Origin of the sequence: Amycolatopsis rhabdoformis, from assembly GCF_035918295.1 — a bacterium.
GTDB lineage: Bacteria > Actinomycetota > Actinomycetes > Mycobacteriales > Pseudonocardiaceae > Amycolatopsis > Amycolatopsis rhabdoformis.
On record NZ_CP142149.1, the window covers coordinates 1,556,602 to 1,580,149 of the forward strand.

At 71.9% G+C, this 23,548-nt stretch carries 25 protein-coding genes; 12 read left to right on the forward strand and 13 right to left on the reverse strand.

What is annotated here, in order from left to right; genetic code table 11:
- Positions 1-14: 14 nt before the first annotated feature.
- From VSH64_RS07230 to VSH64_RS07255, 6 genes are all read right to left on the reverse strand, one after another.
- Positions 15-1,667: a thiamine pyrophosphate-binding protein gene (locus tag VSH64_RS07230; RefSeq protein ID WP_326834708.1), complete on the reverse strand. Its 1,653-nt coding sequence runs from the start codon at positions 1,665-1,667 to the stop codon at positions 15-17.
- Positions 1,664-2,230, reverse strand: coding sequence for a LeuD/DmdB family oxidoreductase small subunit (locus tag VSH64_RS07235; RefSeq protein WP_326834709.1), 567 nt, complete (start codon positions 2,228-2,230; stop codon positions 1,664-1,666). Before VSH64_RS07235 ends, VSH64_RS07230 begins: the two co-directional genes overlap by 4 nt.
- Entirely contained in the window at positions 2,223-3,500 is a 1,278-nt protein-coding gene (locus tag VSH64_RS07240; protein WP_326834710.1) for an aconitase/3-isopropylmalate dehydratase large subunit family protein, read from the reverse strand. Before VSH64_RS07240 ends, VSH64_RS07235 begins: the two co-directional genes overlap by 8 nt.
- Before the next feature lie 71 nt (positions 3,501-3,571).
- Positions 3,572-4,618, reverse strand: coding sequence for an ABC transporter substrate-binding protein (locus VSH64_RS07245; RefSeq protein WP_326834711.1), 1,047 nt, complete (start codon positions 4,616-4,618; stop codon positions 3,572-3,574).
- 162 nt (positions 4,619-4,780) lie between these two features.
- On the reverse strand, positions 4,781-5,635 hold the full coding sequence (locus tag VSH64_RS07250; protein WP_326834712.1) for an ABC transporter permease: 855 nt from the start codon (positions 5,633-5,635) through the stop codon (positions 4,781-4,783).
- Positions 5,632-6,444, reverse strand: a complete 813-nt coding sequence (locus VSH64_RS07255; protein WP_326834713.1) for an ABC transporter ATP-binding protein — start codon at positions 6,442-6,444, stop codon at positions 5,632-5,634. Before VSH64_RS07255 ends, VSH64_RS07250 begins: the two co-directional genes overlap by 4 nt.
- A 272-nt stretch (positions 6,445-6,716) precedes the next feature.
- On the opposite strand from VSH64_RS07255, the gene VSH64_RS07260 reads away from it, so the two are divergent.
- Both VSH64_RS07260 and VSH64_RS07265 read left to right on the forward strand, forming a co-directional pair.
- Positions 6,717-7,448, forward strand: coding sequence for a GntR family transcriptional regulator (locus tag VSH64_RS07260; protein ID WP_326834714.1), 732 nt, complete (start codon positions 6,717-6,719; stop codon positions 7,446-7,448).
- Positions 7,445-8,047 (forward strand): ClpX C4-type zinc finger protein, encoded by a 603-nt coding sequence (locus VSH64_RS07265; RefSeq protein ID WP_326834715.1) that lies wholly within the window; start codon positions 7,445-7,447, stop codon positions 8,045-8,047. Before VSH64_RS07260 ends, VSH64_RS07265 begins: the two co-directional genes overlap by 4 nt.
- 289 nt (positions 8,048-8,336) lie before the next feature.
- Here the strand turns inward: VSH64_RS07265 and VSH64_RS07270 are convergent, their stop codons facing one another.
- Positions 8,337-9,803: an MmgE/PrpD family protein gene (locus VSH64_RS07270; protein WP_326834716.1), complete on the reverse strand. Its 1,467-nt coding sequence runs from the start codon at positions 9,801-9,803 to the stop codon at positions 8,337-8,339.
- A 1-nt stretch (position 9,804) separates the two neighbouring features.
- Positions 9,805-10,200 (reverse strand): cupin domain-containing protein, encoded by a 396-nt coding sequence (locus VSH64_RS07275; RefSeq protein WP_326834717.1) that lies wholly within the window; start codon positions 10,198-10,200, stop codon positions 9,805-9,807.
- Between the two features lie 147 nt (positions 10,201-10,347).
- On the opposite strand from VSH64_RS07275, the gene VSH64_RS07280 reads away from it, so the two are divergent.
- Positions 10,348-10,926, forward strand: a complete 579-nt coding sequence (locus VSH64_RS07280) for a hypothetical protein (RefSeq protein WP_326834718.1) — start codon at positions 10,348-10,350, stop codon at positions 10,924-10,926.
- A gap of 15 nt (positions 10,927-10,941) precedes the next feature.
- Here VSH64_RS07280 and VSH64_RS07285 read toward each other — a convergent pair whose 3' ends face one another.
- Together VSH64_RS07285 and VSH64_RS07290 are read right to left on the reverse strand one after the other, a co-directional pair.
- Complete coding sequence (locus VSH64_RS07285) at positions 10,942-11,724, reverse strand: methyltransferase domain-containing protein (protein ID WP_326834719.1); 783 nt, start codon at positions 11,722-11,724, stop codon at positions 10,942-10,944.
- Positions 11,725-11,733: 9 nt separating this feature from the next.
- Positions 11,734-12,315 (reverse strand): hypothetical protein, encoded by a 582-nt coding sequence (locus VSH64_RS07290; RefSeq protein WP_326834720.1) that lies wholly within the window; start codon positions 12,313-12,315, stop codon positions 11,734-11,736.
- Positions 12,316-12,476: 161 nt separating this feature from the next.
- Here VSH64_RS07290 and VSH64_RS07295 point away from each other — a divergent pair, with 161 nt between their 5' ends.
- Genes VSH64_RS07295 through VSH64_RS07315 form a run of 5 tightly spaced genes read left to right on the forward strand, consistent with a single transcriptional unit; the run spans position 12,477 to position 17,216 of the window.
- On the forward strand, positions 12,477-13,211 hold the full coding sequence (locus tag VSH64_RS07295) for an SDR family NAD(P)-dependent oxidoreductase (protein WP_326834721.1): 735 nt from the start codon (positions 12,477-12,479) through the stop codon (positions 13,209-13,211).
- Positions 13,212-13,231: 20 nt separating this feature from the next.
- On the forward strand, positions 13,232-14,524 hold the full coding sequence (locus tag VSH64_RS07300; protein WP_326834722.1) for an MFS transporter: 1,293 nt from the start codon (positions 13,232-13,234) through the stop codon (positions 14,522-14,524).
- Between the two features lie 8 nt (positions 14,525-14,532).
- Positions 14,533-15,672 (forward strand): C45 family peptidase, encoded by a 1,140-nt coding sequence (locus tag VSH64_RS07305; protein ID WP_326834723.1) that lies wholly within the window; start codon positions 14,533-14,535, stop codon positions 15,670-15,672.
- Positions 15,669-16,502 carry a polysaccharide deacetylase family protein gene (locus VSH64_RS07310; protein WP_326834724.1) on the forward strand — a complete coding sequence of 278 codons (834 nt, stop codon included), beginning with the start codon at positions 15,669-15,671 and terminating at the stop codon, positions 16,500-16,502. Before VSH64_RS07305 ends, VSH64_RS07310 begins: the two co-directional genes overlap by 4 nt.
- Before the next feature lie 3 nt (positions 16,503-16,505).
- Positions 16,506-17,216, forward strand: coding sequence for an SDR family NAD(P)-dependent oxidoreductase (locus VSH64_RS07315; protein ID WP_326834725.1), 711 nt, complete (start codon positions 16,506-16,508; stop codon positions 17,214-17,216).
- Positions 17,217-17,596: 380 nt separating this feature from the next.
- On the opposite strand, the gene VSH64_RS07320 is transcribed toward VSH64_RS07315, so the two are convergent.
- Positions 17,597-19,240, reverse strand: coding sequence for an ABC transporter substrate-binding protein (locus tag VSH64_RS07320; RefSeq protein ID WP_326834726.1), 1,644 nt, complete (start codon positions 19,238-19,240; stop codon positions 17,597-17,599).
- Between the two features lie 52 nt (positions 19,241-19,292).
- Here VSH64_RS07320 and VSH64_RS07325 point away from each other — a divergent pair, with 52 nt between their 5' ends.
- From VSH64_RS07325 to VSH64_RS07335, 3 genes are read left to right on the forward strand one after another with little or no spacing between them, the layout of a single operon-like run.
- A complete protein-coding gene (locus VSH64_RS07325) occupies positions 19,293-19,601 on the forward strand; it encodes a hypothetical protein (RefSeq protein ID WP_326834727.1) in 309 nt (102 codons plus the stop codon).
- Between the two features lie 50 nt (positions 19,602-19,651).
- Positions 19,652-19,906 (forward strand): hypothetical protein, encoded by a 255-nt coding sequence (locus VSH64_RS07330; protein ID WP_326834728.1) that lies wholly within the window; start codon positions 19,652-19,654, stop codon positions 19,904-19,906.
- 49 nt (positions 19,907-19,955) lie between these two features.
- Positions 19,956-20,573, forward strand: a complete 618-nt coding sequence (locus VSH64_RS07335) for a class I SAM-dependent methyltransferase (protein WP_326834729.1) — start codon at positions 19,956-19,958, stop codon at positions 20,571-20,573.
- A 61-nt stretch (positions 20,574-20,634) separates the two neighbouring features.
- On the opposite strand, the gene VSH64_RS07340 is transcribed toward VSH64_RS07335, so the two are convergent.
- Positions 20,635-22,059 carry a lamin tail domain-containing protein gene (locus VSH64_RS07340; RefSeq protein ID WP_326834730.1) on the reverse strand — a complete coding sequence of 475 codons (1,425 nt, stop codon included), beginning with the start codon at positions 22,057-22,059 and terminating at the stop codon, positions 20,635-20,637.
- Positions 22,060-22,404: 345 nt separating this feature from the next.
- Between VSH64_RS07340 and VSH64_RS07345 the strand changes: the two genes are divergently transcribed.
- Complete coding sequence (locus VSH64_RS07345; RefSeq protein WP_326834731.1) at positions 22,405-22,581, forward strand: hypothetical protein; 177 nt, start codon at positions 22,405-22,407, stop codon at positions 22,579-22,581.
- A gap of 67 nt (positions 22,582-22,648) precedes the next feature.
- Here VSH64_RS07345 and VSH64_RS07350 read toward each other — a convergent pair whose 3' ends face one another.
- Positions 22,649-23,407 carry a hypothetical protein gene (locus VSH64_RS07350; RefSeq protein ID WP_326834732.1) on the reverse strand — a complete coding sequence of 253 codons (759 nt, stop codon included), beginning with the start codon at positions 23,405-23,407 and terminating at the stop codon, positions 22,649-22,651.
- Positions 23,408-23,548 lie beyond the last annotated feature (141 nt).

The following is a 23,548-nucleotide window of genomic DNA, read 5'->3' on the forward strand; positions in this document are numbered from 1 at the left end:
AGCCGGGGCGGGGGTCAGCGCGGGGCGAGGACGAGGTCGATCACGGTGGGCCGGCCGGAGGCGAGCGCGTCGTGGATCGCCGACCCGAGCTCGGCCGGCTCGGTCACGCGCACACCGGCGCAGCCGAGCCCGCGGGCGACGGCGGCGTGGTCGATTTCGGGGCCCTGCAACGAAGTCGCGAGCACCGGGTCCTGCGCCTGCGCGGCCGGGCGGCGGCGCACGGCGTTGTCCTGCAGGATCCGGTAGGTCGCGTTGTTCAGCACCACCCACACCACCGGGAGCTCGTGGTGGGCGGCTGTCCAGTAGGCGGTGAGCGAGTACATCGACGAACCGTCGCCGGTCAGCGCGACCACGGGGGTGCCGGGCCGCGCGGCCTGCACGCCCAGCGCCATCGGCAGGCCCTCGCCGATCCCGCCGCCGCGGGCGCGGAACCACCGGCCCGGCTGCGGGGTGAAGTAGCGGTAGAACACGCCTTGGGTGGTGATGGCTTCGTCGACCACACACGCGTCTTCCGGCATCGCCCGCGTGATCTCGAAACACGCGCGGGCCGGCGTCATCGGGCTCTCGTCCCAGCGTTGCCGGTCCGCGGCCAGCGCCTGCGACGCGGCCTGCGCGAGGGAAGTCTCCAGCGAACGGCGCCGGTCGGCCGCCCGCGCGGCGCGGGTCTCGTCGAGCTTGAGCTCCACGAGGTCGGCCAGCTCGGCCAGGCACTGGCGCTCGTCGCCGGCCACCAGCGTGCTCGGGTGGCTCTTGCCCAGCTCCCACGCGTCGAGTCCGATGTGGATGATCCGGCAGCCGGGCGCCGGGTCGCCGGGCAGCGGGAACAGCTGCGTGAACACCTTCGTGCCCACGGCGACGACCACGTCGTACCGCGCGAGCACCGCCCGGGCTTCCTCACCGCCGAAGTGCAGCCGGTCGGCGGTGAGCGGCTCGCCGGGCTCGATCGCCGTCTCCGACATCGTGCCGCCGCGGATCGGCGCGCCGACCAAGCGGGCGAGCCGGCCCACCTCGGCCAGCGCGCCCGAGCGCGCGACGCCGTCGCCCGGCACGATCAGCGGCGCGTCGGCCGCGAGGAGCAGTTCAGCCGCCTCGGCCAGCGCGTCGGCGTCGGGACGCAGCCGGTGCCGCAGCGCGCTCGGCGCCGTGACCGCACCGGCCGAGGGCTGCTCCGACACGTCCATCGGCAGCGACAGCACCACCGGCCCGTACGGCGGGGTGTGCGCGACCTTCATCGCGCGGCGCACGACCTGCGCCACCTCGTCGGGGGTGCGGATCTCGTACGCCCACTTCGTGACCGGCGTGGCCATGCCGACGAGGTCGGCGCCGAGCGTCGGTTCGAGGTAGAGCGTGGACTGGTCGCCCTGGCCCACGTAGACCACCAGCGGCGTCTGGCCCGCCCACGCGTCGTAGATCATGCCGAGCCCGTTGCCCAGCCCCGGCCCCGCGTGCAGCTCGACGACCCCGACCTGCCCGCTCGCCCGGGCGTAGCCGGCGGCCGCGCTCACCGCGACGCCTTCGTGCAGGCACAGCACGAACTCGACGTCGTCGCGCTCGCGGACGGCGTCGAGCACCGCGTACTCGGTGGTGCCGGGGTTGCCGAAGATCTTCGTCACGCCGCACGCGGCGAGCTGGTCGACGAACACCTGGGCGGCGGTCCGCACCGTCATTTCAGGGCTCCTTTCGGGGCGGTGGCGGGGCGAGCGCTCGTCGGGAAGATGCCGCGTTCGGCCAGGCGCTTGCCGATCACCTGCACGAGGCCGCCGCTCTCGTAGACCTCTTCGACGCTCGGCGGCAGCGTGGCCAGCGGCAGGGTCGCGCCGCTGGAGGCGTTGCGCACCACGCGGTTCGGGTAGTCGACGATCAGCTCGTCGCCGTCGTCCACGAGGTCGGAGATCTTCGGGACGCCGAACGCGGGCAGCCCGAGCGCGATCGAGTTGCGGCGGAAGATGCGGGCCATCGTGTCGGCCAGCACCACGGCCACCCCGCACAGCTGCAGGGCCTCCACGGCGGTCTGGCGGCTCGAACCGCAGCCGAAGTTCTCGCCGCCCACCACGAAGTCTCCCGGCCGCACGGCGTCGGGGAACTCAGGTCGCAGGCCGCGCAGGCAGTTGATCTTCAGCGTCTCCGCCGCGCTGGCCCCGACCAGGCCGCCGCCGGCGAGCTGGTTGGTGTCGACCGAGTCGCCGAACTTCCAGACCCGGCCGCGGTGGACCTCCTGCAGGCTAGACATCGAGCAGCTCCCCCGGGTGGACGATCTCGCCGGCGATCGCGGCGGCGGTGACGGTGGCGGGCGAGGCCAGGTAGATCTCGGCCTCCGAGCAGGTCGCGCCGCCGAAGCGGCCGCGGTAGTTGCGCGTGGTGGAGGTGATGCAGACCTCCTCGTTGAGCACGATCTGCGGCGACTGGCAGATGCCGCAGCCCGGCTCCTGCACCTGCACCCCGGCGTCGAGCAGCGTCTCGATCACCCCGGTGCGCACGCATTCCTTGTAGACGCTCATCGACGCGGGGGAGACGTAGAACTTCACGCCGGGTGCCACTTTGCGGCCCTGCAGCATCCTCGCGGTGATGGCGAGGTCCTCGTAACGCCCGTTCGCGCAGGACCCGACGCGGGCCTGGTCGATGCGCGTGCCCACGACTTCACCGACCGGCACCACGTTGTCGAACCGGAACGGCTTGGCCACCTGGAAGTCGAGCGTGTCGGTGTCGAGCTCGATCTCACGCGCGTAGGTGGCGTCGGGGTCGGGTTCGACCGGTTGGTAGGGCCGGTCGGTGCGCTCGCCCACGAACGCGCGGGTCTTCTCGTCGGCGAGGAAGAGCCCGAACTTCGCCCCGACTTCCACGGCGTGGTCGGCGATCGTCATCCGCGAGGACAGGTCCATCGCCGAGGCGAGCGGGCCGTGGAACTCCAGGGACTTGTCCTGCGCGAAGTCGTCGCCGTAGAGCCCGGCCAGGTGCAGGATGATGTCCTTGCCGAAGGGGTAGGGCCGCGCGGCCCCGCGCAGCGTCACCTTGATCGACTCGGGCACGGTGAAGTACAGCTGTCCGAACGCCAGCGCGTAGGCGACCTCGGTGTTGCCCATGCCGGTGGACGCGGCGTTGAGCGCGCCGTAGCAGACGGTGTGGGAATCGTTGCCCACCACCAGCTCACCCGGGCGCACGTAGCCGTAGTCGAGCATCATCTGGTGCCCCACGCCCATCTCGGTGTCGCGGAAGTTCGCGATGCCGAGGCGGGCCGCGTCGAGCTTCGAGTCGTAGGCGGCCTGCGCCACCTCGATCTTGATGCCGGGCTGCACGTGGTCGTTCATGAGGTACACGCGGTCGCGGTCGAACACCAGCGGCGGGCCGTCCTTGAAGCCCAGCCGCGTGAACGCGGCCCGGATGGCCTGGTAGGTGATCACCATCAGGCCGTCGAGGTCGGCGTCGATGACGTCGCCGGCGTAGGCGGGTTCACGCGCCACGTTCTGGCGGCTGAACACCTTCTCGGCGATGGTCTGGCCCATGCGAAATCCTCTCCTGACCGGGGGTACGGCGGGGGACGCCGGCCGGGCACGCGGGTGCCCGGCCGGCGCGGTCACTGCTGGGGCGCGCCGGTGGCGAGCCACTGCGAGGCCGGCGGGAGCCCGTTCGGCGCCACCCCGGTGGCCTTCACGAACGTGTTCCACGTGTCCACCGCGGCCGGCGGGAACTCGGGGTCGAACTGCTTCACCGTCGACTTCACACACGCGGTCCACGCGGGGCCGGGCAGCGACGAGACGTGCCAGACGGTGTTGGCCAGCATCGACGCGATCTCGTCGCCGTTGGCCGGGTCCTTGACCCAGGCGATGGTGTCCTTCACGCCCTGCTGGAACGCCGTCACCGCCTTGGGGTTGTCGTCGGCCCACTTCGCCGAGGACCAGTAGCTCAGCGCCGGCAGGCCGATGAGCGCCTGCACCTGCGCGGGGTAGGACTCCTTGGGCGCCTTGAGGTCCAGGAACGAGAACGCGGACTTGAAGCCCTGGTTCTCCAGCACGCAGCCGCCGACCGGGTCGGTCGCCGTGGCGTCGGTGCTGCCCGAGACCTGCGAAGCGCCGTTGGGGTCCACCACGTACTTGATCGCCTGCGCGTTGCCGCCGTGCAGCTGCGCGAGGTACTGCACGAACCGCGTGCCGGCGCCGCCGAGCGAGGGGACGCCCACGGTCTTGATGCTCGAGAGCAGGCTGTCGAGCGGTTTGGTGGCATCGGCGCTCTTGCTGATGATCTGCCAGTTGTTCACGTACTCGTTCACCAGCAGCTTGAACTTCTGGCCCTGCACCAGCGCCGGGCCGATGTTGTTGAGGTCGAGGTTCGCCACGTCGAGCGAACCGCCGAGCAGCGCCGAGGTGGCCTGGGCGCCGGCGGGCAGGGTCACCAGCTGGACGTTCACGCCGTCTTTCGCGAAGAAGCCCTTTTTCTGGCCCAGGTACCCGATCCAGGCGGCGGCGCCGGAGGTGTAGGACACGAGCTTGAGCGTCGGCAGGCCGTTGGCGGGCGGCGCCGCGGCGTCGGAGCCGCCACCACAGGCCGCGGGGGTCGCGGCGAGGACGGTGGCCGCGAGCAGGGCGGTGAGGCGGCGGGTTCTGGGGAGAGGTGGCAACTTCATCGTTGTCTCCGGAGGGCAGTGTGGTGGTCGAGGGGCGTGATTTCCTGGGGCGGAGGGGGAAAAGGGCGTGCGGGACTCGCGCGTCGGCCCGGGGTCGGTGCGCGGGGTGGTTGCTCGGGGGTGGTGCGAGGTGCGGGGATGGAGTGGGGGAGCGGGGGCGGGTCAGCGCTTGGCGAGGCCGCGCAGTTCGTAGCGGCGCCAGCGCAGCAGGCGTTCTTCGGCGACGCGGATCGCGCCGGAGAGCAGCGTCGCGACCACGGCCATGATGATGATCTCGGCGTAGACCTGGTCGGTGCGGTACACGGCGAGCCCGATGCTGACCTCCGCGCCGATGCCGTCGCCGCCGGTGAGCATCTCGCCGACGATCGCGCCGAGGAACGAGTAGGTGAGCCCGAGCTGGAACCCGGCGAACCACGTCGGGATCGCCTCGGGCACCTGGAACTTCCAGAACGTCTCGAACCGGCCCGCGCCCAGCGCCTTGGCCAGCACGAGCCGGTCGCGGTCGGTGTTGAGCAGGCCGGCCTGGGTGTTGAGCGCGATCACGAAGAACACGAAGCTGAGCACCAGCGCGATCCGTGCTTCGCGCCCGACGCCGAACCACAGCACGAAAATCGGGGCCAGTGCGAGGCGCGGCAGGTTGTTGAGGAGGGTGAGGTACGGCCGCACGATGCGGTTCACGAGCGGCAGCTGGTGCAGCAGCGTGCCCACGACCATGCCCGACACGAGGGCGAGCAGGAAGCCCACGATCGTCTCGTACAGCGTGATGCCGAGCGCGCCGAGCAGTTCGCCGTGCACCACTCCGTTCCACAGCGCGGTGGCCACGGCGACCGGGTTGGAGAGGAAGAGCGGGTTCACCCACTCCTGGTCGTAGGCGAGCTGCCAGAGCAGGCACACCACCACGAGGACCAGGACCACGCCGGCGGCCACGAGCAGCGAGCGGCGGGAGATCCGGCGCCCGCGGCGGGTGCCGGGGGTGGTCGTGGCCTGTTCCGGGGCGTGCAGCAGTTGTGCGGTCATGCCGAAAGCTCCTTCTGCAGCCGCTGCGCGCCGGTGTCGAGCGTCCGGGCGACCTCTTCCTTGAGGCTCTTCCACAGGTTCTGGTACACGCGCTGGAACTGCGGGTCGGCCGCCCACGCCTCGCCGGTGCGCGGGCGCGGGAGGTCGATGTCCACGATCTCCTTGATCCGGCCCGGGCGCGCGGTCATCAACACCACGCGGTCGGCCAGCGCCACGGCCTCGGCGAGGTCGTGGGTCACGAGCACCACCGTGGCGCGGTGGCGCTCCCAGAGCCCCACGAACGCGTCCTGCGCGACGAGGCGCGTCTGGGCGTCGAGGGCGGAAAAGGGTTCGTCGAGGAGGATGAGTTCGGGATTCTCGGCGAACACCCGGGCGAGCGCCACGCGCTGGCGCATGCCCTGGGAAAGCTGGGCCGGATAAGCGGATTCGAAGCCCGCCAGCTGCACGGCGGCGAGCGCGTCGGTGGCGCGTCGCAGGCGTTCGCGCTTGCCGACGCCGTGCAGCTCCAGGGCGAGCGCCGCGTTGTCGATCGCGCGGCGCCACGGCAGGAGGCAGTCGCGGGCGAGCATGTAGCCGACGCCGGAGCGGCCGGGCGCGGGTTCGTGCCCCATCACGGTGATGGAGCCGGTGCCCTCGTGGGTTTCCAGGCCGGCGGCGATGTTCAGCAGGGTCGTCTTGCCACAGCCGCTGGGGCCCACGATGGCCACGAACTCGCCCGCCTCGATCACGAGGTCGATCGTGTCGAGCGCGGCGACCGCTTCCCGGTCTTCGGTGAGGTAGGTGTGGCACAGCTCTTTGACTTCCAGCACAACTTTCCCCAATTCTTCGCCGCCTCCGGCCGGTGGCGGAGGAGCCCGGAACTCGTGAGAACGGTCGTCGGGTGGAGTGATGCGCCGGCGGCGCCTGCTCGGCGCCGGGAATGATCGGCGGCGGCGTCGCTGCGCGGGTGCCCGGGAGTTGTGTCTCAGGTCACCGTGCGGTAGAAGGTAGCATTCTACATATCACGCGTCAACGACTACTCTGTCGCTATGCTTCGCTCGGGGCGGGCCGACTCGGCTGCTCCACCAGGGAGGGAGAATTCATGGCACGGACACGGCGGGAACCCGACACGGGGTTGTCGGCGGACGCCTCGGTTTTGAGCCTGCCGGGCGCGACTTCGCCGCTCGATCGCCTCGCGACTCCGAAGAGCCAGGGGGACATGGTGCTGAAGGCGCTTTCCCGCGCCATCCGCGAAGGCCGGCTCGAACCGGGATCGCTGCACTCGGCGGCCAGCCTGGCCGAACAGCTCGGCGTCTCCCGCACGCCGGTGCGCGAAGCGTTGCTGCAGCTGGCCCGCGACGGCGCCGTGCGCCTCGAACGCAACCGCGGCGCGCGCATCCTGCAGACCTCGATGCAGGACCTGCGTGACATCTTCCAGATCCGCACGTGGCTGGAAGTGCCCGCCACCCGCATCGCCGCGGAGACCCGCACCGACGCCGACCTCGCGCGGCTCGCGGAAAGCCTCACGGTGCTGCAGGAGGGTGAGCTGACCACCCAGGACATCCGCCGCCAGGACCACAACTTCCACGTGACCCTGATGGAGATCGCCGGCAACACGCGGCTGTCGCAGTACGTCGACACCCTCCGCAGCTCGGTGCTCATCCACGACGCGATGAACGTCGAGCAGCAGCAACGCCTCCACTCGCAGGTCGTCGACGAACACCGGCCCATCCTCGAAGCCATCCGCGACCGCGACGCCGACGCGGCCGCCGACCACATGGCCAAGCACCTCGACGAAACCGCCCGGGTGCTGATGCAGAGCGCCGCCGAGTGACGGCTCCCGCCTGTTCCTTCTGCGGCGCCGGGCCGGCCGAGGTGGCGCACCTCGTGAGCGGCCCGGGCGTGTGGATCTGCGACGGCTGCGTCCGCGCGTCCTACGAGATCATCGAAAGCCTGGCCCACGAGGAAAACCCGGCGGTGCCCGTGGCCGACCCGGTGCTGGCGACGATCGCGCAGGTGCAGCAGCTCGCCCTGAGCGGCGAGCGCGAGCAGGCAAAGGCGGCGTACGAGCAGCTGTGGCCGCGGGTCGAGCACGGCCGGCCACTGCACCGCCTCTCCGTGGCCCACTACCTCGCCGACCTCCAGGACGACCCGGCCGCCGAACTGCGCTGGGACGAACGGGCGCTCGCCGCGGCCGCGGAAGTCGGCCCGCACCACGAGGACGCGGCCGCCGTGGCGCCGCTGCGCGCCTCCCTGCACGTCAACACCGCGGCGGCGCTGGCGAAGGCCGGCCGTGGCGACGAGGCCCGCCACCGGCTGGCGGCGGCGCGGCTCGCGGAGGCGGACTTGCCGGATGACGGGTACGGGCGTCTGGTGCGCGGTCGGATCGATTCGGTTGCCGCGGAGCTCGATGGGCAGCAGAGCTTGCTCTGACCGGGTTGGGCGGTTTTCGGGGCTGTGCTGGGGGTTCTCCTCGGCGCAGCCCCGAAGTTTTGAGGGGTCAGCCCGGCATGGATTGCAGGTCGCCTTGCACCGGTGGCGCGAGCAGCCCGGACGGCTCGGTCACGTTGGGCGGCGCTCGCAGGCCGGGCGCACCTGCCCTGATCGCGGCTGGCTGGTCGGGGTTGAGCGACAGCCGACTTGCTCCGATCGGGTTCGGTGGGGTTGATTTTCGGGGCTGTGCCAAGGGTTCTCCTCGGCACAGCCCCGAAGTCGTGGGAGATCAGCCCGGCACTGACTCCAGCGCGCTGGGTACCGGTGGTGCCAGCAGTCCGATCAGCTCACCCACATCGGGAAGCTCCCGCAAACCGAGCACACCCGCCCTGATCGCGGCCCGCCGGTCGGCGTCGAGCACCGACGCCGTGACCGTCGCGAACTTGGCCGTGATCGCGTCGTCGGGCAAAGGATGGTCGAGACCGCCGCTGGGGGTGTCCACGACTTCGCGTTCCACGGTGCCGTCGGTGAACACGATGTCGACTTCCGTGCGCAGGCGGGCGGTGGGGCCGAGGGCGTCGATGGTGGGGTCGTGGCGGACGGAGACGCGGCGCATCAGGTCCCAGACGTCGTCGCGGTTGATGCGGGGCGGGAGGAACTGCTCGACCATCACGGTGCCGTCGAGGAGGGCGACGGCGGTGCCGTAGGCGAGCGACATCTGGGCGGTGATCTCGTTCATCGGCCGGCGCAGGTCCCACACCCCGTGGTGGTACACGGTGTGGCCCACGGCGAGGCGGATCTCGGCGACGCGCGCGGGGTCGAGCGGGCGTCGCCGGCGGATCGCGGCGATGGCGTCGATCGCGGCGTGCGTGCCGCCCTGGGCCGCGTAGGGTTTGATCGAGATGCGCTCGATTTCCCAGTCGCGGCCCAGGGTCGCGGTGATCGCGGCCGGGTCGGGTGGTTTGCCGCCGAGGCCGAAGGTGGACAGGTAGCCGCCGTAGTCGCGCTCGAGAACGCGTTTGATGCCGGTGAACCCGCCGGCCGCGAGCGCGGCCGAGTAGACGCCGGCGCGGGCGCTGAAGCCGTGGTGCATGCGCTTGCACATCGCCTCGTACTGCGCGGCCATGAGCCCGGACGACTGGGTGGCGGCGAGGCCCAGCGCGTCTTCGAAACCCGCGGGCGAAAGGCGCAGCACGCACCCCGCGGCGGCGGCCGCGGCGAGCGTGCCGAACACCGAACCCGAGTGCCAGCCCCGGGAAATCAGGTCGCCGCCGTGCAGGGCCATGCCGACGCGCGGACCGAGCTCGTAGCCGGCGATCAGCGCGCGCAGCAACTCGGCGCCGGTGGTCACGCGGCCGGTGGTCGCCTTCGTGTGCTCGGCCGCGGCGAGCGCGGCCGGGAGCACCACCGAAGCGCTGTGCAGGGGGCCGAGCGGGTGGTAGTCGTCGAGTTCGAAGCCCTGGATGAAGGTGCCGTTGAGCAGCGCGGCCGCCGGCGCCGTCGTCGAGCGGCCCCAACCCGCCACGGTGGCCGGGCCCGTGCCTTCGAGCTGCAGCACGACTTCGGTCGCCGCACGCGACCACGGGAGCTGCGCGCCGATCAGCGCGCAGCCGACCCCGTCGAGCGTGAGGTGCGCGGCCCGGCCGATCACCCGCTCCGGCACCGCGTCGAGCTCGAGGCCGGCCAGCCAGCCGGCGACGACACCGGTGGTGCCGGCCGGGTCCGTGGGTGCGGCGGTGTGCTCGAGCGTGGTCACCTCAGGCCGGCCGGACGGGGTAGGTGCCGGTTTCCCCGACCGGCGGCGCGGGCGCGGCGATGGCCAGGTGCAGCGTGGGTTCGCTGCCGGCGTTCCAGTTCCGGTGCGCTACGCCCTTGGGGAACACGACGATGCTGCCCGCGTGGACTTCGCTGACTTCGCCTTCGACCTCGATCTTCATCGTGCCCTCGATGAGGTGGAAGACCTGCTCGAAGTCGTGCCGGTGCAGGCCTTCCGGCGAGCCACCGCCCGCCGGCGTGCGGATCAGCGTGACGCTGCAGTCGGACGCGCCGCTCTCGCGGTTGAGCAGCCGCTGCACGAACCGCTCGCCGGCCGGCGTCGCGGCCAGGCCTTGCGCGTCGAGCGGGCGAACCGGGCCGAACTCAGTGGAGGTCACCGTCAGCTCCCATCAGTAGCATGCCACGTGTCACACGACAGTAGCCGCGCCGCGCGGCCGCGACAAGACTCGAATCACGCGAGTCCACTGAGGACGGTCGGCCGAATCCGCTTGTGCCCCCGCGCGGTGGGACCCAGAATCGACCGAATGGGGCGGATCGTGACGCAGGTGGGGGCCGTCGGCTCCCTCTACTGGTGGCTGCTGGTCGGGGGCAGCGCGGCCACGCTGCTCGGGTTCGTGGTGAGCACGGCCTGCTACCGCGCCGCCTGCCGACGGCGTTCGCGGGGCCTCGAGACGAGCAGCCTGATGGTCGGCTTCGTCGGCGTGGCCGGCATGGTCGCCGCGCTGTGGGGTGCGCTCAAGATCGTCTCCGACGCACCGGCCGGGCCGCCCGCCGCGCCGGCGGAGTTCCTGCTGCTCGGTGCCGCGGCGCTGGCCGCCGGCGCGCTGCTCGCGGGGATGATCGCGCTGGAGCGCACGGCCCGGGTGCCGGCCGAGCTCATGTCGATCGTGCCCGTGAACCCGGTGCCCGTGGTCCCGATCCTGCTCGCCGTGGTGGCCGCGGCGGCGCTGGCCGTGCTGGCGCTGCTGGGCGCGTTCGGCGTGCTGCACCTGAGCGTGGTCATCACGGTGGCGTGGGTGTTCGTCGGCGCCGGGATCCTGGTGGTGGCGGCCCTGGTCGTGATCGCGCTGGTGTTCACGGTGGCCGCGATCTTCGGCGCGTGAGGCCGTGCGGCGCCGTCAGGGCGCGACGGCCGTGACCAGATAGCGGTTGAGGCAATAGAAGTACTCGCCACGCTCGGCCCGCTCGCGCAGGTCCGCCAGCCACGCCTCGACGTCGGCCTCGGTCACGCCACGGCGGCCCGCGACGAACTCGGCGATGATGTGCATCTGCGTGGCGCTGAAGGAGTCCGGCGTGAGTTCCGGGTTGAGGATCGGGTGCACGTGGTGCCCCGTCACGCGGAAGCCCTCGCGCTGCAACAGGGCGGGCAGGACGCGGGGCAGGCGGGGATGCGCGAGGTGCTCGTCCCAGGCCTCGAGGATCCGGCGGTTGAGGGTGCGGTCGGCGGTGTGCCACACGAGCGAGTCGGCGTCGGTGTCGAGGATCAGCACGCGGCCGCCGGGACGCAGCACGCGGCGCACCTCGGCGAGGGCGGCCGGGACGTCGGGTACGTACTCGTACACCTGCGTGGACACGGCCGCGTCGAAGGAGTTGTCCGGATACGGCAGCGCGGTCGCGTCGCCTTCGTCGAAGGCGACCCACGGCAGGTCCGCGGTGCGGGCGGCGGCGAGGGCGTTCATCGCGGCGCTCGGGTCGAGCCCGCGCGCGGCGCCCTCCGAGCCCACCGCGCGCGCGATCGACTCCAGCAGGTAGCCCGGCCCGGATCCCACGTCGAGCACGCGCTCACCGGGCCGCGGCGCCAGCAGGGACAGCACCGTGTTCCGTTGCGCCACGACGTCCGGGCTCGCGTACAGCCGGTCGGTGCGCTTCGCGCCTTCGTCGTCGAACCGCAGCATCGCCATGCCCCGACCCTACGACGACAGCAGGTCGAGCGAGAACCCGAACACGAAGATGCCCAGGCCGAGCCACTTCAGCCGGGATTCGAGGCCTTCGCGGGTCGGCAGCTGCCCGAGCGTGGTCACCACGAGGCCTTCGACCAGCAGCAGGCCCAGCAGGTACCCGCCGCCGCCCACCAGGCCGCCGAGGATCGGCGCCGCGAGGGCGACGAACAGCACGACCACACCCACCGGCATCGGATCGTTCGGCGGTGCGTACGCGTAGTGCGTGCCGGCGAAGACGAACAGCCCCACGAAGATCGTGCCGAGGGACCAGGCCACCCTCAGGCCCTGTTCGTGCGCGTCGCTCCGGGCGGGTGGCGGCGCGGGCCGCCGCCGCAGCCGGTTCACCAGCCGGCGCCGTCGGGCCCGCAGCGCAGCGTGGACGGACTCCATCCGCTGCCGCCCCAGCAGGTCGAGCACCACGGTCAGCCCGCCCAGGAACTCCAGCGTCTTGCCCAGCCGCCCCCACCACAGCACCGTCACGCCGAACACGCGCAGCTGCGCCGTGTCGTGCCCGGCCAGCCATTCGCGCCACGCGTGCAGCAGATCCCACATCCGAACCCCCGTACGGTCGAGCTCCCGGCGCCGCCGAACCCCGGCGGTCGGTGAGCCGGGCGCCGATCCTGGCAGACGCGCGCATCGGTCGAATGACCGATGCCCCGGCCCGGCCGCGCGCCTACCTTCCCCGGCACCGTGGTCGATCGGGAGGAGCAGAGGTGGACACACTGGCGGTGGTGACCGGGGCGGCCGGTGGGCTCGGCGCGGGGTTCGCGGACCGGCTCACGCGGCAAGGGGCGACGGTGGTGCGCGCCGACCTGCGATTCGACCGGTCTGACAGCACCAGCGCGGACAAGGACCGCGTGCACCTCGACGTGACCGACCCCGCGTCGTGGGACCGGCTGCGCGACCACGTGCACGAACACTTCGGCACGGTCGGGCTGCTGGTGAACAACGCCGGCGTGAGCGCGCGCGACGACCTGCTCTCCACCTCCGACGACGACTTCTCCCGCGTGCTGGCCGTGAACGCGTTCGGCCCGTGGCGCGGCATCAAGACCTTCGCCGACGACCTCGCCGCCACCCGCGGCGCCGTCGTGAACATCGGCTCGATCTACGGCGTCACCACGCCGCCCGCCGGTGCCGGGACCGTGCCCTCGTCGGTGGCGTACCAGATGAGCAAGGCCGCGGTGCACCAGCTGACCAAGGTCGCCGCCGCGGAGCTCGCGCCGCGCGGGATCCGCGTGAACGCGGTGCTGCCCGGGGTGTTCCGCACGGCCCTGCTCGAAGACTTGCCACCCGACGCGCTGCGTGCGCGCGTCGACGGCGCCCCGATGGCGCGCGCGGGCGAGATCGGTGAACTCGCCGACGTGCTCGCCTTCCTCGCCGGTCCGGAGTCCTCGTTCGTCACGGGCGCGCTGGTGCCCGTGGACGGCGGGTACCTGGCGGCGTCCTGACCCTTTCCCTTGGAGGAACCATGACCACGCAGGCCGCCACCGAGGCGAGCGCCCCGAGATTGCAGGTGCGGGCCGTCGTCTCGAGCAGCATCGGCAATCTCCTGGAGCAGTACGACAACCTCGTCTACGCCTACTCGGCCGTCTACCTGTCCGCCACGTTCTTCGCCGGCGACTCGTTCTCCTCGCTGCTGTCCACGTTCGCGGTGTTCGCGGTCGGCTTCCTGGCCCGGCCCGTGGGCACGGTCGTGTTCGGTCACCTCGGTGACAAGGTCGGCCGGCGGCCCGCGCTGATCCTCAGCGTGCTGCTGATGGGCGCGGCGACCGTGCTCGTCGGCCTGCTGCCCGGCTACTCGACGATCGGCTTGGCGGCACCGATCCTGCTCGTGGTGCTGCGGCTGTTCCAAGGGTTCGCGGTGGCGGGCGAGTGGGCGGGGTCGGCGACGATGCTCGTCGAGTACGCGCCGCCGAAGGCCCGCGGCCGCTACGGCAGCCTCAACCAGGTCAGCACCGCGGCGGGGTTCCTCGTGGCCGCGGGGGTGGTGGCGCTCAACTCGCTGTTCTGGTCGGAGCAGAGCATGCGCGACTTCGGCTGGCGGGTGCCGTTCCTGGTCGGCGCGCTCACGGCGGTCGTCGCGCTCGTGCTGCGGTTCGGGCTCGAGGACACCCCGCTCTACCGCGCGGAGAAGGCCGCGGGCGAGCTGAGCGCGAGCCCGCTGCGGCTGGCGCTGCGCACGCAGAAATCGGCCATGGCACTCGGCTTCTTCTTCACCGTGAGCTGGACCGTCGCGTACTTCTTCTTCCTCACCTACCTGCCGACCCACCTGAAAACGCAGGTGAAACTCGACTCCGGCACGGTGGAGGCGTCGAACCTCATCGCGCTCGTAGTGCTCACCGTGGCCATCTACTTCTTCGGGGTGCTGTCCGACCGGATCGGGCGCAAACCGTTGCTGCTCATCGGGTCCGGCGGCTTCATCGTGCTGACGTTCCCGGTGATGTGGCTGTTCGGCACCGGCAGCGTGGTGGGGGCGTACCTCGGGCAGATCCTGATCGCCCTCGTCCTCGCCGCGTTCTCCGGGCCCGGCCCGGCGGCGCTGGCCGAGCTGTTCCCGACCAACGTCCGGTACTCGGCGCTGGGCATCGGGTACAACTTCTCGGTGATGGCGTTCGGCGGCACCGCCGGCTTCATCGCCACCGCGCTGATCGACGCCACCGGCAACGCGCTGGTCGTGGCCGCGCTCCCGACCGTCGCGGCGATCATCACCTTCATCGCCGTGTTGCGCATGCCCGAGACCTACCGCAGCGACCTGAAATGAGCACGAGCATGACCGCACCGAACCTCATCGTCGTCCAGGGCGGCTACCGCCAGATGGGCGAGCAGCTCGGCGAGCAGACGGCCGAGCTCGTCGAACGCAGCCTCGCCACCTACGTCGGCCGCTTCCACGACGACGCCGGCCTCTCCGACGCCGACATCGACCGCTGGGGCCGGGTGTACCTCGACGTCGCCGAGTCCTACGTGCCCGAGATCGCCGCGATGCTGCACGGCATGGCCGACGGCTCGGGTCACCCGGCGCACCGGCTCGCCGCCCTCAACGCGCGCACCGAAATGCTCTACGGCACCGGGTATCGCGAGGGAGGCTGCACGTCGGTGTCCGTGCTGCCGCGCTACACGGCCGATGGGCACACGCTGCTGGCGCAGAACTGGGACTGGCACCCGGAGCAGGCCGAAGTCACGTTCCTGCTCGCCACGCGCGACGAGGCGGGGTTCTCGGTGCTGTCGCTCACCGAGGCCGGCATGCTCGCGAAGAGCGGCCTCAACTCGGCGGGCCTGGGCGTGTGCGCGAACCTGCTGATCTCCGATCTCGACCGCGGCGGCCGCGGCGTGCCGTACCACTACCTGCTGCGCGGGGCGCTGCAGTCGCGGACGATGTCGCTGGCGCACAAGCGGTTGCTGCCGGTGGAGCGGATCTCGTCGGGCAACGTGCTGCTCGCCGACGCGGGCGGCGAGTCGATCGACTTCGAGCTGGCGCCCGGGGTGTTCGGCACGCTGCTGCCGGAGCAGGGCCTGATCACGCATTCGAACCACTTCCAGGCGACGCTTCCGTTGCGGGACAAGAAAGCGGCCACGAGCGCGCTCACGCAGCTGCGCCCGGCGCGGGCCCGGCACCTGCTCGAACCCGCGCTGGAGGAGCGGCGCGTGCGGGTGGCCGACGTGGTCGCGACGCTGCGCGACGAGTGGTCGTTCCCCGACGGCATCTGCCGCCACCCCGACCCGGACGTGGCGCCGGCCGAACGCTTCTGCACGGTGTACTCGCTGGTCATGGACCTCACCGACCGGGTGCTGTGGATCGCGCCCGGCCCGCCGAGCCGGCACGCCTACACCCGCTGGGACCTCGACCGGCTCTTCGACGGAGCACCGGTGGCCCGCACCGAGTTCGAGCCCGAGGGGGCCACCGCCGCATGAGCGCCGCCGTGTGCTTGACGTTCGACTTCGACGCGATCTCCCTCTGGATCGCGCGCGGCCAGGTGACGCCCGGGCCCGTGTCGCGCGGGGAGTTCGGCGCGTACGCGATCGGCCGCATCCTCGATCTGCTGCGCCGCCACGAGGTGCCGGCGACGTTCTTCATCCCGGGACACACGCTGGAGACGTATCCGGCGCAGTGCGCGGCGATCGCCGAGGCGGGGCACGAGATCGCGCTGCACGGCTACGCGCACGAACCGGTGTCCACTTTGGACCGGGACGCCGAGCTGGCGGTGAACCGGCGCTCGGCCGCGTTGATCGAGCGGCTCACCGGCGCGCCGCCGGCCGGGCACCGCACGCCGAGCTGGGACTTCACGGAGAACACGATCGAGATCCTGGGCGAGCTGGGCGTGGAGTACGACTCTTCGCTGATGGGCACGGATTTCGAGCCGTACTTCGCGCGCTTGGGCGACGTGTGCGACCCGTCCGGTCCCTACCGGTTCGGGGCGGAGTCGGCGATCGTCGAGCTGCCGGTGTCGTGGACGCTCGACGACTACCCGCACCTGGAGTACCTGCGCCTGCCGCAGGGCGTGATGCCGGGGCTGCAGGACGCCGAGGCGATGTTCGACCGGTTCCTGCGCGACGTGCGGTACCTGACCGAGACCGTGCCGGACGGTGTGGCCACGGTGACGCTGCACCCGCAGGTGGTGGGCCGGGGCGCGCGGATGGCGGCGCTGGAGCGCTTCGTGACGGGCTGTCGTGAGCTGGGCGTGGGGTTCGAGCGCTGCGTGGACGTGGCGCGGCGGGTCCGGCCCGTCCTCGAAGGACGCTGAGCGGTGGGTTCGGGAAAGACCGTGCTGCTGCTGGGTTCTCGCGGCGGGCTCGGGCGCGCGATCGGGGCGCGGTTGACGGCGGACGGCTGGACCGTCGTCGGCGTGGACCTGCCCGAGCTGGACCTGTCGCTGCGCGAGGTGGTCGCTCCGGCGGTGGCGCGGCTGCAGCAGGAGCACGGCGGGTTCGACGCGCTGGTGCACGCGGCCGGGTTGTACCCGGCAGCGCCGGTGGCGAACGGCGACGAGGAGCTGTTCGACCGGGTCCTGACGGTGAACACGCGCTCGGCCTTCGCCGCGGGCGCGCAGTTCGTGCGCGGCTGCGTGGCGGCCGGTCGGCCCGGCGCGATGGTGTTCGTCAGCAGTGGCGCGGCCGCGCGGGCGAGGAAGGGTACCGCGGTGTACGCCGCGTCGAAGGCCGCATTGGACGCGCTGGTGCGGGCGTTCGCGCTGGAACACGGGCGGGACGGCATTCGGTGCAACGCCGTCTCGCCTGGATTCGTCGACGTCGGTTCGGCGGTGAATCCGGTGCCGCGGTCGTACGTCGAGGCCGTGGAGGAGGCGTCGGTGAGCGGGCGGCTGGGGCGGCCGGAGGAGATCGCAGCGGCGGTGGCGTGGCTGCTGAGTGAGGACGCGTCGTGGGTCAACGGGCGGTCGGTGCCGGTGGATGGTGGTGACGGGATCGGGTCGGTGGGTGGGCCGTCGTGGCTGGGTTGAGTCCCGGGCGGGTTGTGGCGGCGGGGCGCTCGTGGCTGGGTTGAGGCCGGGGTGGGCTGTGGCGGGCGGGCTGCCGTGGCTGGGTCGAGCGGGCGCGGTCGGGCGGTGGTGGCCGGGCCGCGCGGGCTCGGCTGAAGCGGGTCGGGCTGTGATCGGGCCGGCTGCCGTGCCTCGGTTGAGGCGAGCCGGTCGGAATGTGGTGGGCGGGGCCGCCCTGGCTCGGCTGACGCGCGTCGGGCGGTTGTGGCCGGGTTGAGCGGGCGCGGTCGGCTGTGGTTTGCGGGCCGTCGCGCCTGGGCTGAGGCGGGCCGGTCGGACGGTGGTGGCGGGGCCGTCGTGGCTCGGTTGAGGCGGGGCGGGTCGGACGGCGGCGGTGTCGCTCAGGTGAGCAGGGTCGGCGCCAGGCGGCGGTGGGTGCCGCCTTCGATGCGGTAGACGAGGTGCGGGTGGCCGCGGGTCGGGTCGCCGGTGTCGTCGGGGTAGGACAGGCCGCGCTGGCCGCGGCCGAGGAACTGGTGCGCGCCCGTGACGCCGAACGACGCGACCGACCGCAGCTGCCGGCGCACCGCCGCGAAGTCCCACGGCCTGCTGACCTGGCTCCACACCTGGGCCAGCACGTTGACCATGTCGAAGTGCACCGCGGCGGCGCCGAGGCCGGGCTCGCCGCCGTAGGCCGCGCGGTAGCGCTGTTCGAACGCGTGGCAGGCGGGGCTGTCGACGTGGCCGATGACCGTGGACCACAGCAGTCCCTCGCTCAGCGACCGGAAGCGGTCCGTGAACCCGGGCGACGCGGGGGACCAGGCGACGTGCACCAGCGTGCGGTCGCGCAGTGGCTCGGCGGCGGTGAGGAAGGCGCGCAGCGTCGGCTCGGGGAAGCTCGACAGCGAGACGGCGTCGGGCCGCGCTTTTGCGAGCTGCTTGACCACGGCGCTGAAGTCGCGGGTGCGATCGGGCACCGCCTCGGCGAACACCAGCTCCCAGCCGGCCGCGGCGGCGTGGCGCTCGATCTGCTCGGGGATGGCCGCGTCGAAGGTGCTTTCGCGCGCCACCACGGCCAGCCGCCGCCGCGGTCCGTGGTGCGGCAGCGTGCGCAGGAGGCCGGGCACGTATGCGGATTCGGTGGAACAGACCTGGAACACGGAGCCGAGGCCGCGCGGGTCGGCGTGCACGTCGTCGGACAACGCGGGGCCGGTCATGCTGTGCAGCACGGGCGCCCCGGCCGCGGCTGCCGCCGCGATCGCCTCGCGTGCGTGCTTGAGCGGGAAGTTGCCGAACACCACGGCGTCGACACCGCGCCGGGTCAGCTCGGTGACCGCGTCGAGGAGCCCTTCCGGCGTCGCCCCGAGCGCGAGGTGCTCCACCTGCCGCCCCGCAACGCCGCCACGCGCGTTGAGCTCCGCCACGGCGAGCTTGTCGCCCCGCCGCATCGCCACGACCTCCGGCCCGGCGGCCGCCGCGTACACCGCCCCGATCAGCGCCGGCCGCGGCTTGACACTGCGGGGTTTCGGCCGGGTTTTGGTCGTGAGCAACGTTTCCAGCGTTGCCGGCAGCACCAGCTCGCCGCTTGGCAGCGGCGCTGCGTACGCGTCGTGGTCGGCCACGAGCGTCGCCACCCCCGCGCGCGACTTCGTGCCGGTCTTGGTGAAGATGTGTTCGAGGTGCGTCGCCACGGTCCGGCGCGCGCAGCCCAGCGCCACCGCGATCTCCGGGTTGCCGAGCCCACCCGCGACGCCCGTCGCGACCTGCAGCTCCCGCACCGTCAGCCCGAACGGCGCCGGCGCGTCGACGACGTCCAGCCGCGCCAGCCGCTCGGCCCCGTCGGTGACGTCCACGACCACCCGCCGCACCACCCCGTCCGCGACGTCGAGGTACTGCACCACCTGCCCCCGCAGCCGGCGCACCGCCCGCTCGGCGACCGCCACGAGATCCCGCCGCCGTTCGAAGAACCCCTGGTCACTGCCCCGGCCCGCCCCGGTTTCCGGCTGCAGCCACCGCCGCGCCGTGACGTCGTGCTCGTGCGTCACCGGCCGTCTCCCTTCGTCGGGCAGATGAGGAGTATCCCAAACGCGCGCCCGCGTGGCGCTGTCGTTCGTGGTGGATGGTTGGGTTGATCGGGACTATTCGGTCAGGGGGTGCGATGAGTCCGGGAAAGTTCGCGTGCGGGTCGACGTCTTCCACCGCGAGGCCCCGGCCGAGTTCACCGCGGGGCTGGTCTTGAAGCTCGAAGGTGTCCTGCAAACCCCTTCGCACGAGGTCGTCGTCCATGGCTCCGACGACCGGGCCACGCTGCGGGTCGGTGTGTTTTCCGAGGTGCAGGACGTGCGGGTGTTCGGCGAGGACGGGCCGTGGGTCGAGCGGGTGGTGATCGTCGTGGCGCCGCGGTGAATTTCGGCATTCGCTGGTGCGGGGTGCCCGAATCGGGCAGAGTCGGCGGTATGCGCAGATTACTGATCGCCGGCCTGGTGGCCGGGTCGGCGGCACTGGTCGCCGCGGCCGTTCCCGCGACCGCGTCGGCGGCTCCGGCGGGTTGGTGCTTCGGCCCGGGGCCGTGCACGGTGCAGCGCACGGCCCCGGCGGCCCCGGCGGGCTGGTGCCTCAACCAGGTGCCGTGCACGTCGCAGCAGACGGCCGGCGCCACTCCTGACGGCTGGTGCCTCACCCCGTCCGACGACATCTGCCGGCGCTACTGAGCCGAGCAAGCGGGTGTCACCGCGGTAAAGCCGGCCGAAGGGATCACGTGTGACCGACCTGGCGTGGCTGCGCACCCAGTGGGACAAGTACGCGCCGCAGTACGACCGCGCCATCGGCGCCCTCGAGCGGCTGCAGTTCGGCGGCGGCCGCGGGTGGGTGTGTGCGCAGGCGCGCGGTGACGTGCTGGAGGTCGCCGTCGGCACGGGGCTGAACCTCGCGCACTACCCGCCGCACGTGCGTCTCACCGGGCTCGACCTCAGCCCCGCGATGCTGGCCCTCGCCCGGCAGCGCGCCGAGACCCTCGGCCGCCCCGTGACGTTGCAGGAAGGCAACGCCGAAGCCCTGCCGTTCGCCGACGCGTCGTTCGACACCGTCGCGTGCACGCTTGGCCTGTGCGGCTTCCCGGACGACCGCGCGGCCATCGCCGAGATGCACCGCGTCCTGCGTCCCGGCGGCACGCTGCTCCTGCTCGACCACATCGGCAGCCACCACCGCGCGCTGCGCTGGGCCCAGCGCCTCCTGGAACGCGTCACCCTGCGCACGATCGGCGACTACCAGACGCGCCGCCCGTTGCCCTGGGTGACGGCGGCGGGCTTCGAAATCGTGACGGCCCAGCGGCTGAAACTCGGCACGGTGGAACGCCTGGCGGCCCGCAAACCGAGCTGACGCGCCGAAAACGTCTGTGGTCCCGACCAACCTCCGGCCGGGACCACAGACGGTACTCAGGTCAGCAGCTGATGCTGCCCTTCCTCAAGGCGTGGTTGCCGTCGTTGCTGTCGTCGGACCAGTAGACCGGCTTCGAGCCGCCGGAGCACTCGGTCGCGGGCGCGACGGAGAAGCCTTCGTTGTTGTAGTTCGACATCCCGCTCGGGCGGTTGTACACCGCGGCCGTGGTGAAGGCGCCCGCGGTGACCTGGAAGGTGCGGTGCTGCCCGTCGCACGTGTCGTCGCAGACGGCCCACAGGCGCGAGGCCTGGGGTTCCCACTGCAGTTCCATCACGCCGTCCATGCCGCTCGAGAAGGACGCCACGCGGGTGAACGCGCCGGAGTCCTGCAGCACGTAGCCGTAGATCATGCCGGTGCCCTCGACGCCGACGAAGAACACGCCGCCGGTGTGCGAGCCGTAGTGGCCGGGGGAGTAGGCCGCGCCGGTGGAGGAGTCCTTGAAGCCCGCCGCGGTCAGCGACGCGTCCGGCACCCAGGTGATGCCCTCGAAGCCCGAGTTGGAGTCCACGGACGGCAGGTCCGAGGTCAGGTTCCACTCCTTCGCCGCGGTCAGCGTGGTCGCCGAGCCGCTGACGTCGTAGCGCAGCACGGAAAGGCGGCTGGTGCCGGACTTGTCGCCGTCGCGCTCGGTGGCCACATAGACGCCCGCCGAGGAGCCGGAGCCGGTCACGGTGACGCCTTCGTCGTCAGGGGTGCCCGAGCCGTTGGGGAAGTGCAGCTTCTTGCCCGACGACCAGCCGGACGCGGTGTCCGGCTTCCAGCCGCCCGAGCCGTTGGACACCAGGCGCCACAGCTTGCCGGAGTTCTGCGCGGCCCAGAGCACGCCGCCCTCCTGGTACAGACCGGAAAGGTCCTCGCCGAACACGTTCGACGCGTCGGCCGTGGACACCGAACCGCTGCCCGGCCACGCCACCGGCGACGAGCCCTGGCCCGAGCCGCCGCACGCGTTCGGCGCGCCGAGCGTGAGCGCGGAGGCCTGGCGGAACGAGCCCGTGCCGTCGGGGCAGCGCGACCACGACGGGTCGGAGTGCTCGTCCCAGCTGAAGCTGTCGACCAGCGTGCTGCCGTTGGCCAGGTAGAGGCGCGCCTCGTCCGAGGAGCCGAGGCCGAACGAGCTGTGCACGTCGAACGCGCGGAACCCGCCCGGCGCGAGCGTGGTGCCGGACGCGATCTTGTACTTCGAGCCGTTGTCGTCGTCCTTGAGGATCCACCCCGAGACGTCGACGGACGCGGTGCCCTTGTTGTAGAGCTCGATCGAGTCGTTGACGTCGCCGGTCGTCACCACCTCGTTGACGCGGATGTCGTCGGCGGGCGCGGCACTGGCGGCGGGCGCGGTGAGCGCGCCGAGGACCAGCACCGGTCCGGCGACGGCGACGAGGGGCCGACGGAGACTGCGGCACCACTGGCGAACGCGTGAATCGGTCACGTAATCCGTCCTGAGGTCGGGGAACAGGGCCACCCGACAGTTCCGACCCGGGCCGAACAGGCGCCCTCCCGCGGATGATCGCGGCGTGAACGCTGAGCGAACGCGTTAATTCGGTTTCACCGTGTGATTACCTGAGGAGGTGAACGTACTCCGTCTGGTCGCCGCCGTACGCCCAGGCGAGGCAGGGGCCCAGGGCATTTTCCGCACGCGCCGGGAGTACCTCGACTTCGCCGTCGACGGCGTCCGCCTCGGCGAACGCTTGCGGTCGCTGGGCGACGACGTGGTCACCGGCCTCGGCGCGCAGCCACTGCCCGACGGCCGCGTGCCACTCTACGTCTGCCCCGAATGCGGCGACCTCGGCTGCGGCGCGGTCACGATCGTCCTCGAGCGGACGGCCGACGAGGTCGTCTGGCGCGGTTCGGCTGGCAGACCGACTACGACCCCGAGGTGTTCTTCGACAAGTACGAGGGACTGGGGCCGTTCCGGTTCTCGCGCGCGCAGTACGACGCGGTGTTCGCCTGACGGTTGACGGCAAAACGAGCGAGATCCCGGTGTGGGCCGGGATCTCGCTCGTGGTTTCGGGGGACGATCAGCCGGCGAGGCCGATCGAGGCGACCTGGCGGTCGAAGCCGATCTTCTCGAGGTCCGGGGTGTCGCCGGTGATCACCATCGACCGGCCGCTGCACTGCGGGCCGGTCCAGATCTTGTAGGTGCCGTCGGCGTCGATCGAGCGGACGAGCTCCGGGGTCCGGATGTCGTTGCAGCCGGGCATCGACGCGACCTGCGAGCCGTCGGGCTCGGAGAGGTTCTTGCCGCTGTCGAGGAGGGCGAAGGTGGTGGTGAGGGTGACGTCGCCGCCGTTGTTGTTCCCGTTGTTACCGCCGTTGTTGCCCTTGCCGCCGCCGTTGTCGACCCCGCCGTTGTTGTTGCCGCCGTTGTCGTCGGCGCCGGCCAGCTTCACGGACACGACCTTGTTGTCGAAGCCGAGCTTCGCCAGGTTGCTCACGTTGCCGTTGACCACGATGGACTTGCCGGTGCAGTTCTTGCCGCTCCACAGCTTCAACGTGCCGGTGGCGGTCAGCGACGACGTGACCTGCGGGCGGGCCACGGGCTGGCAGCCCTTGCCGGAGATGCCCTGGGAGGCGCCGTTGTCGGAGAACGCGGCGTCGTCGAACAGGATCGCGCTGGTCGCGGTCAGCGCACCGGCCGACGCGGCCGCGGCGCCGCGCAGATTGTCGGCCCCCGTCGGCGCCGTCGCGGCACCGTTGCTGCCCGCACCACACGCAGACAGCACTGCGGCGCCGGCCGCCACGAAAGCGGCCAGGAACATCGCCTGCTTGCGGAACATGAGAACTCCCCGTTGTCCTTGGGCACCCGGTTCGTCCGGATGACTCGACGACAACACGGCCCCGGGATCCCCGGCGGTTCACCGGTTCCGAAACAATTTTCGGACCGATGTGGACGGCCGTAGGCTGCGAGACGTCCTGAA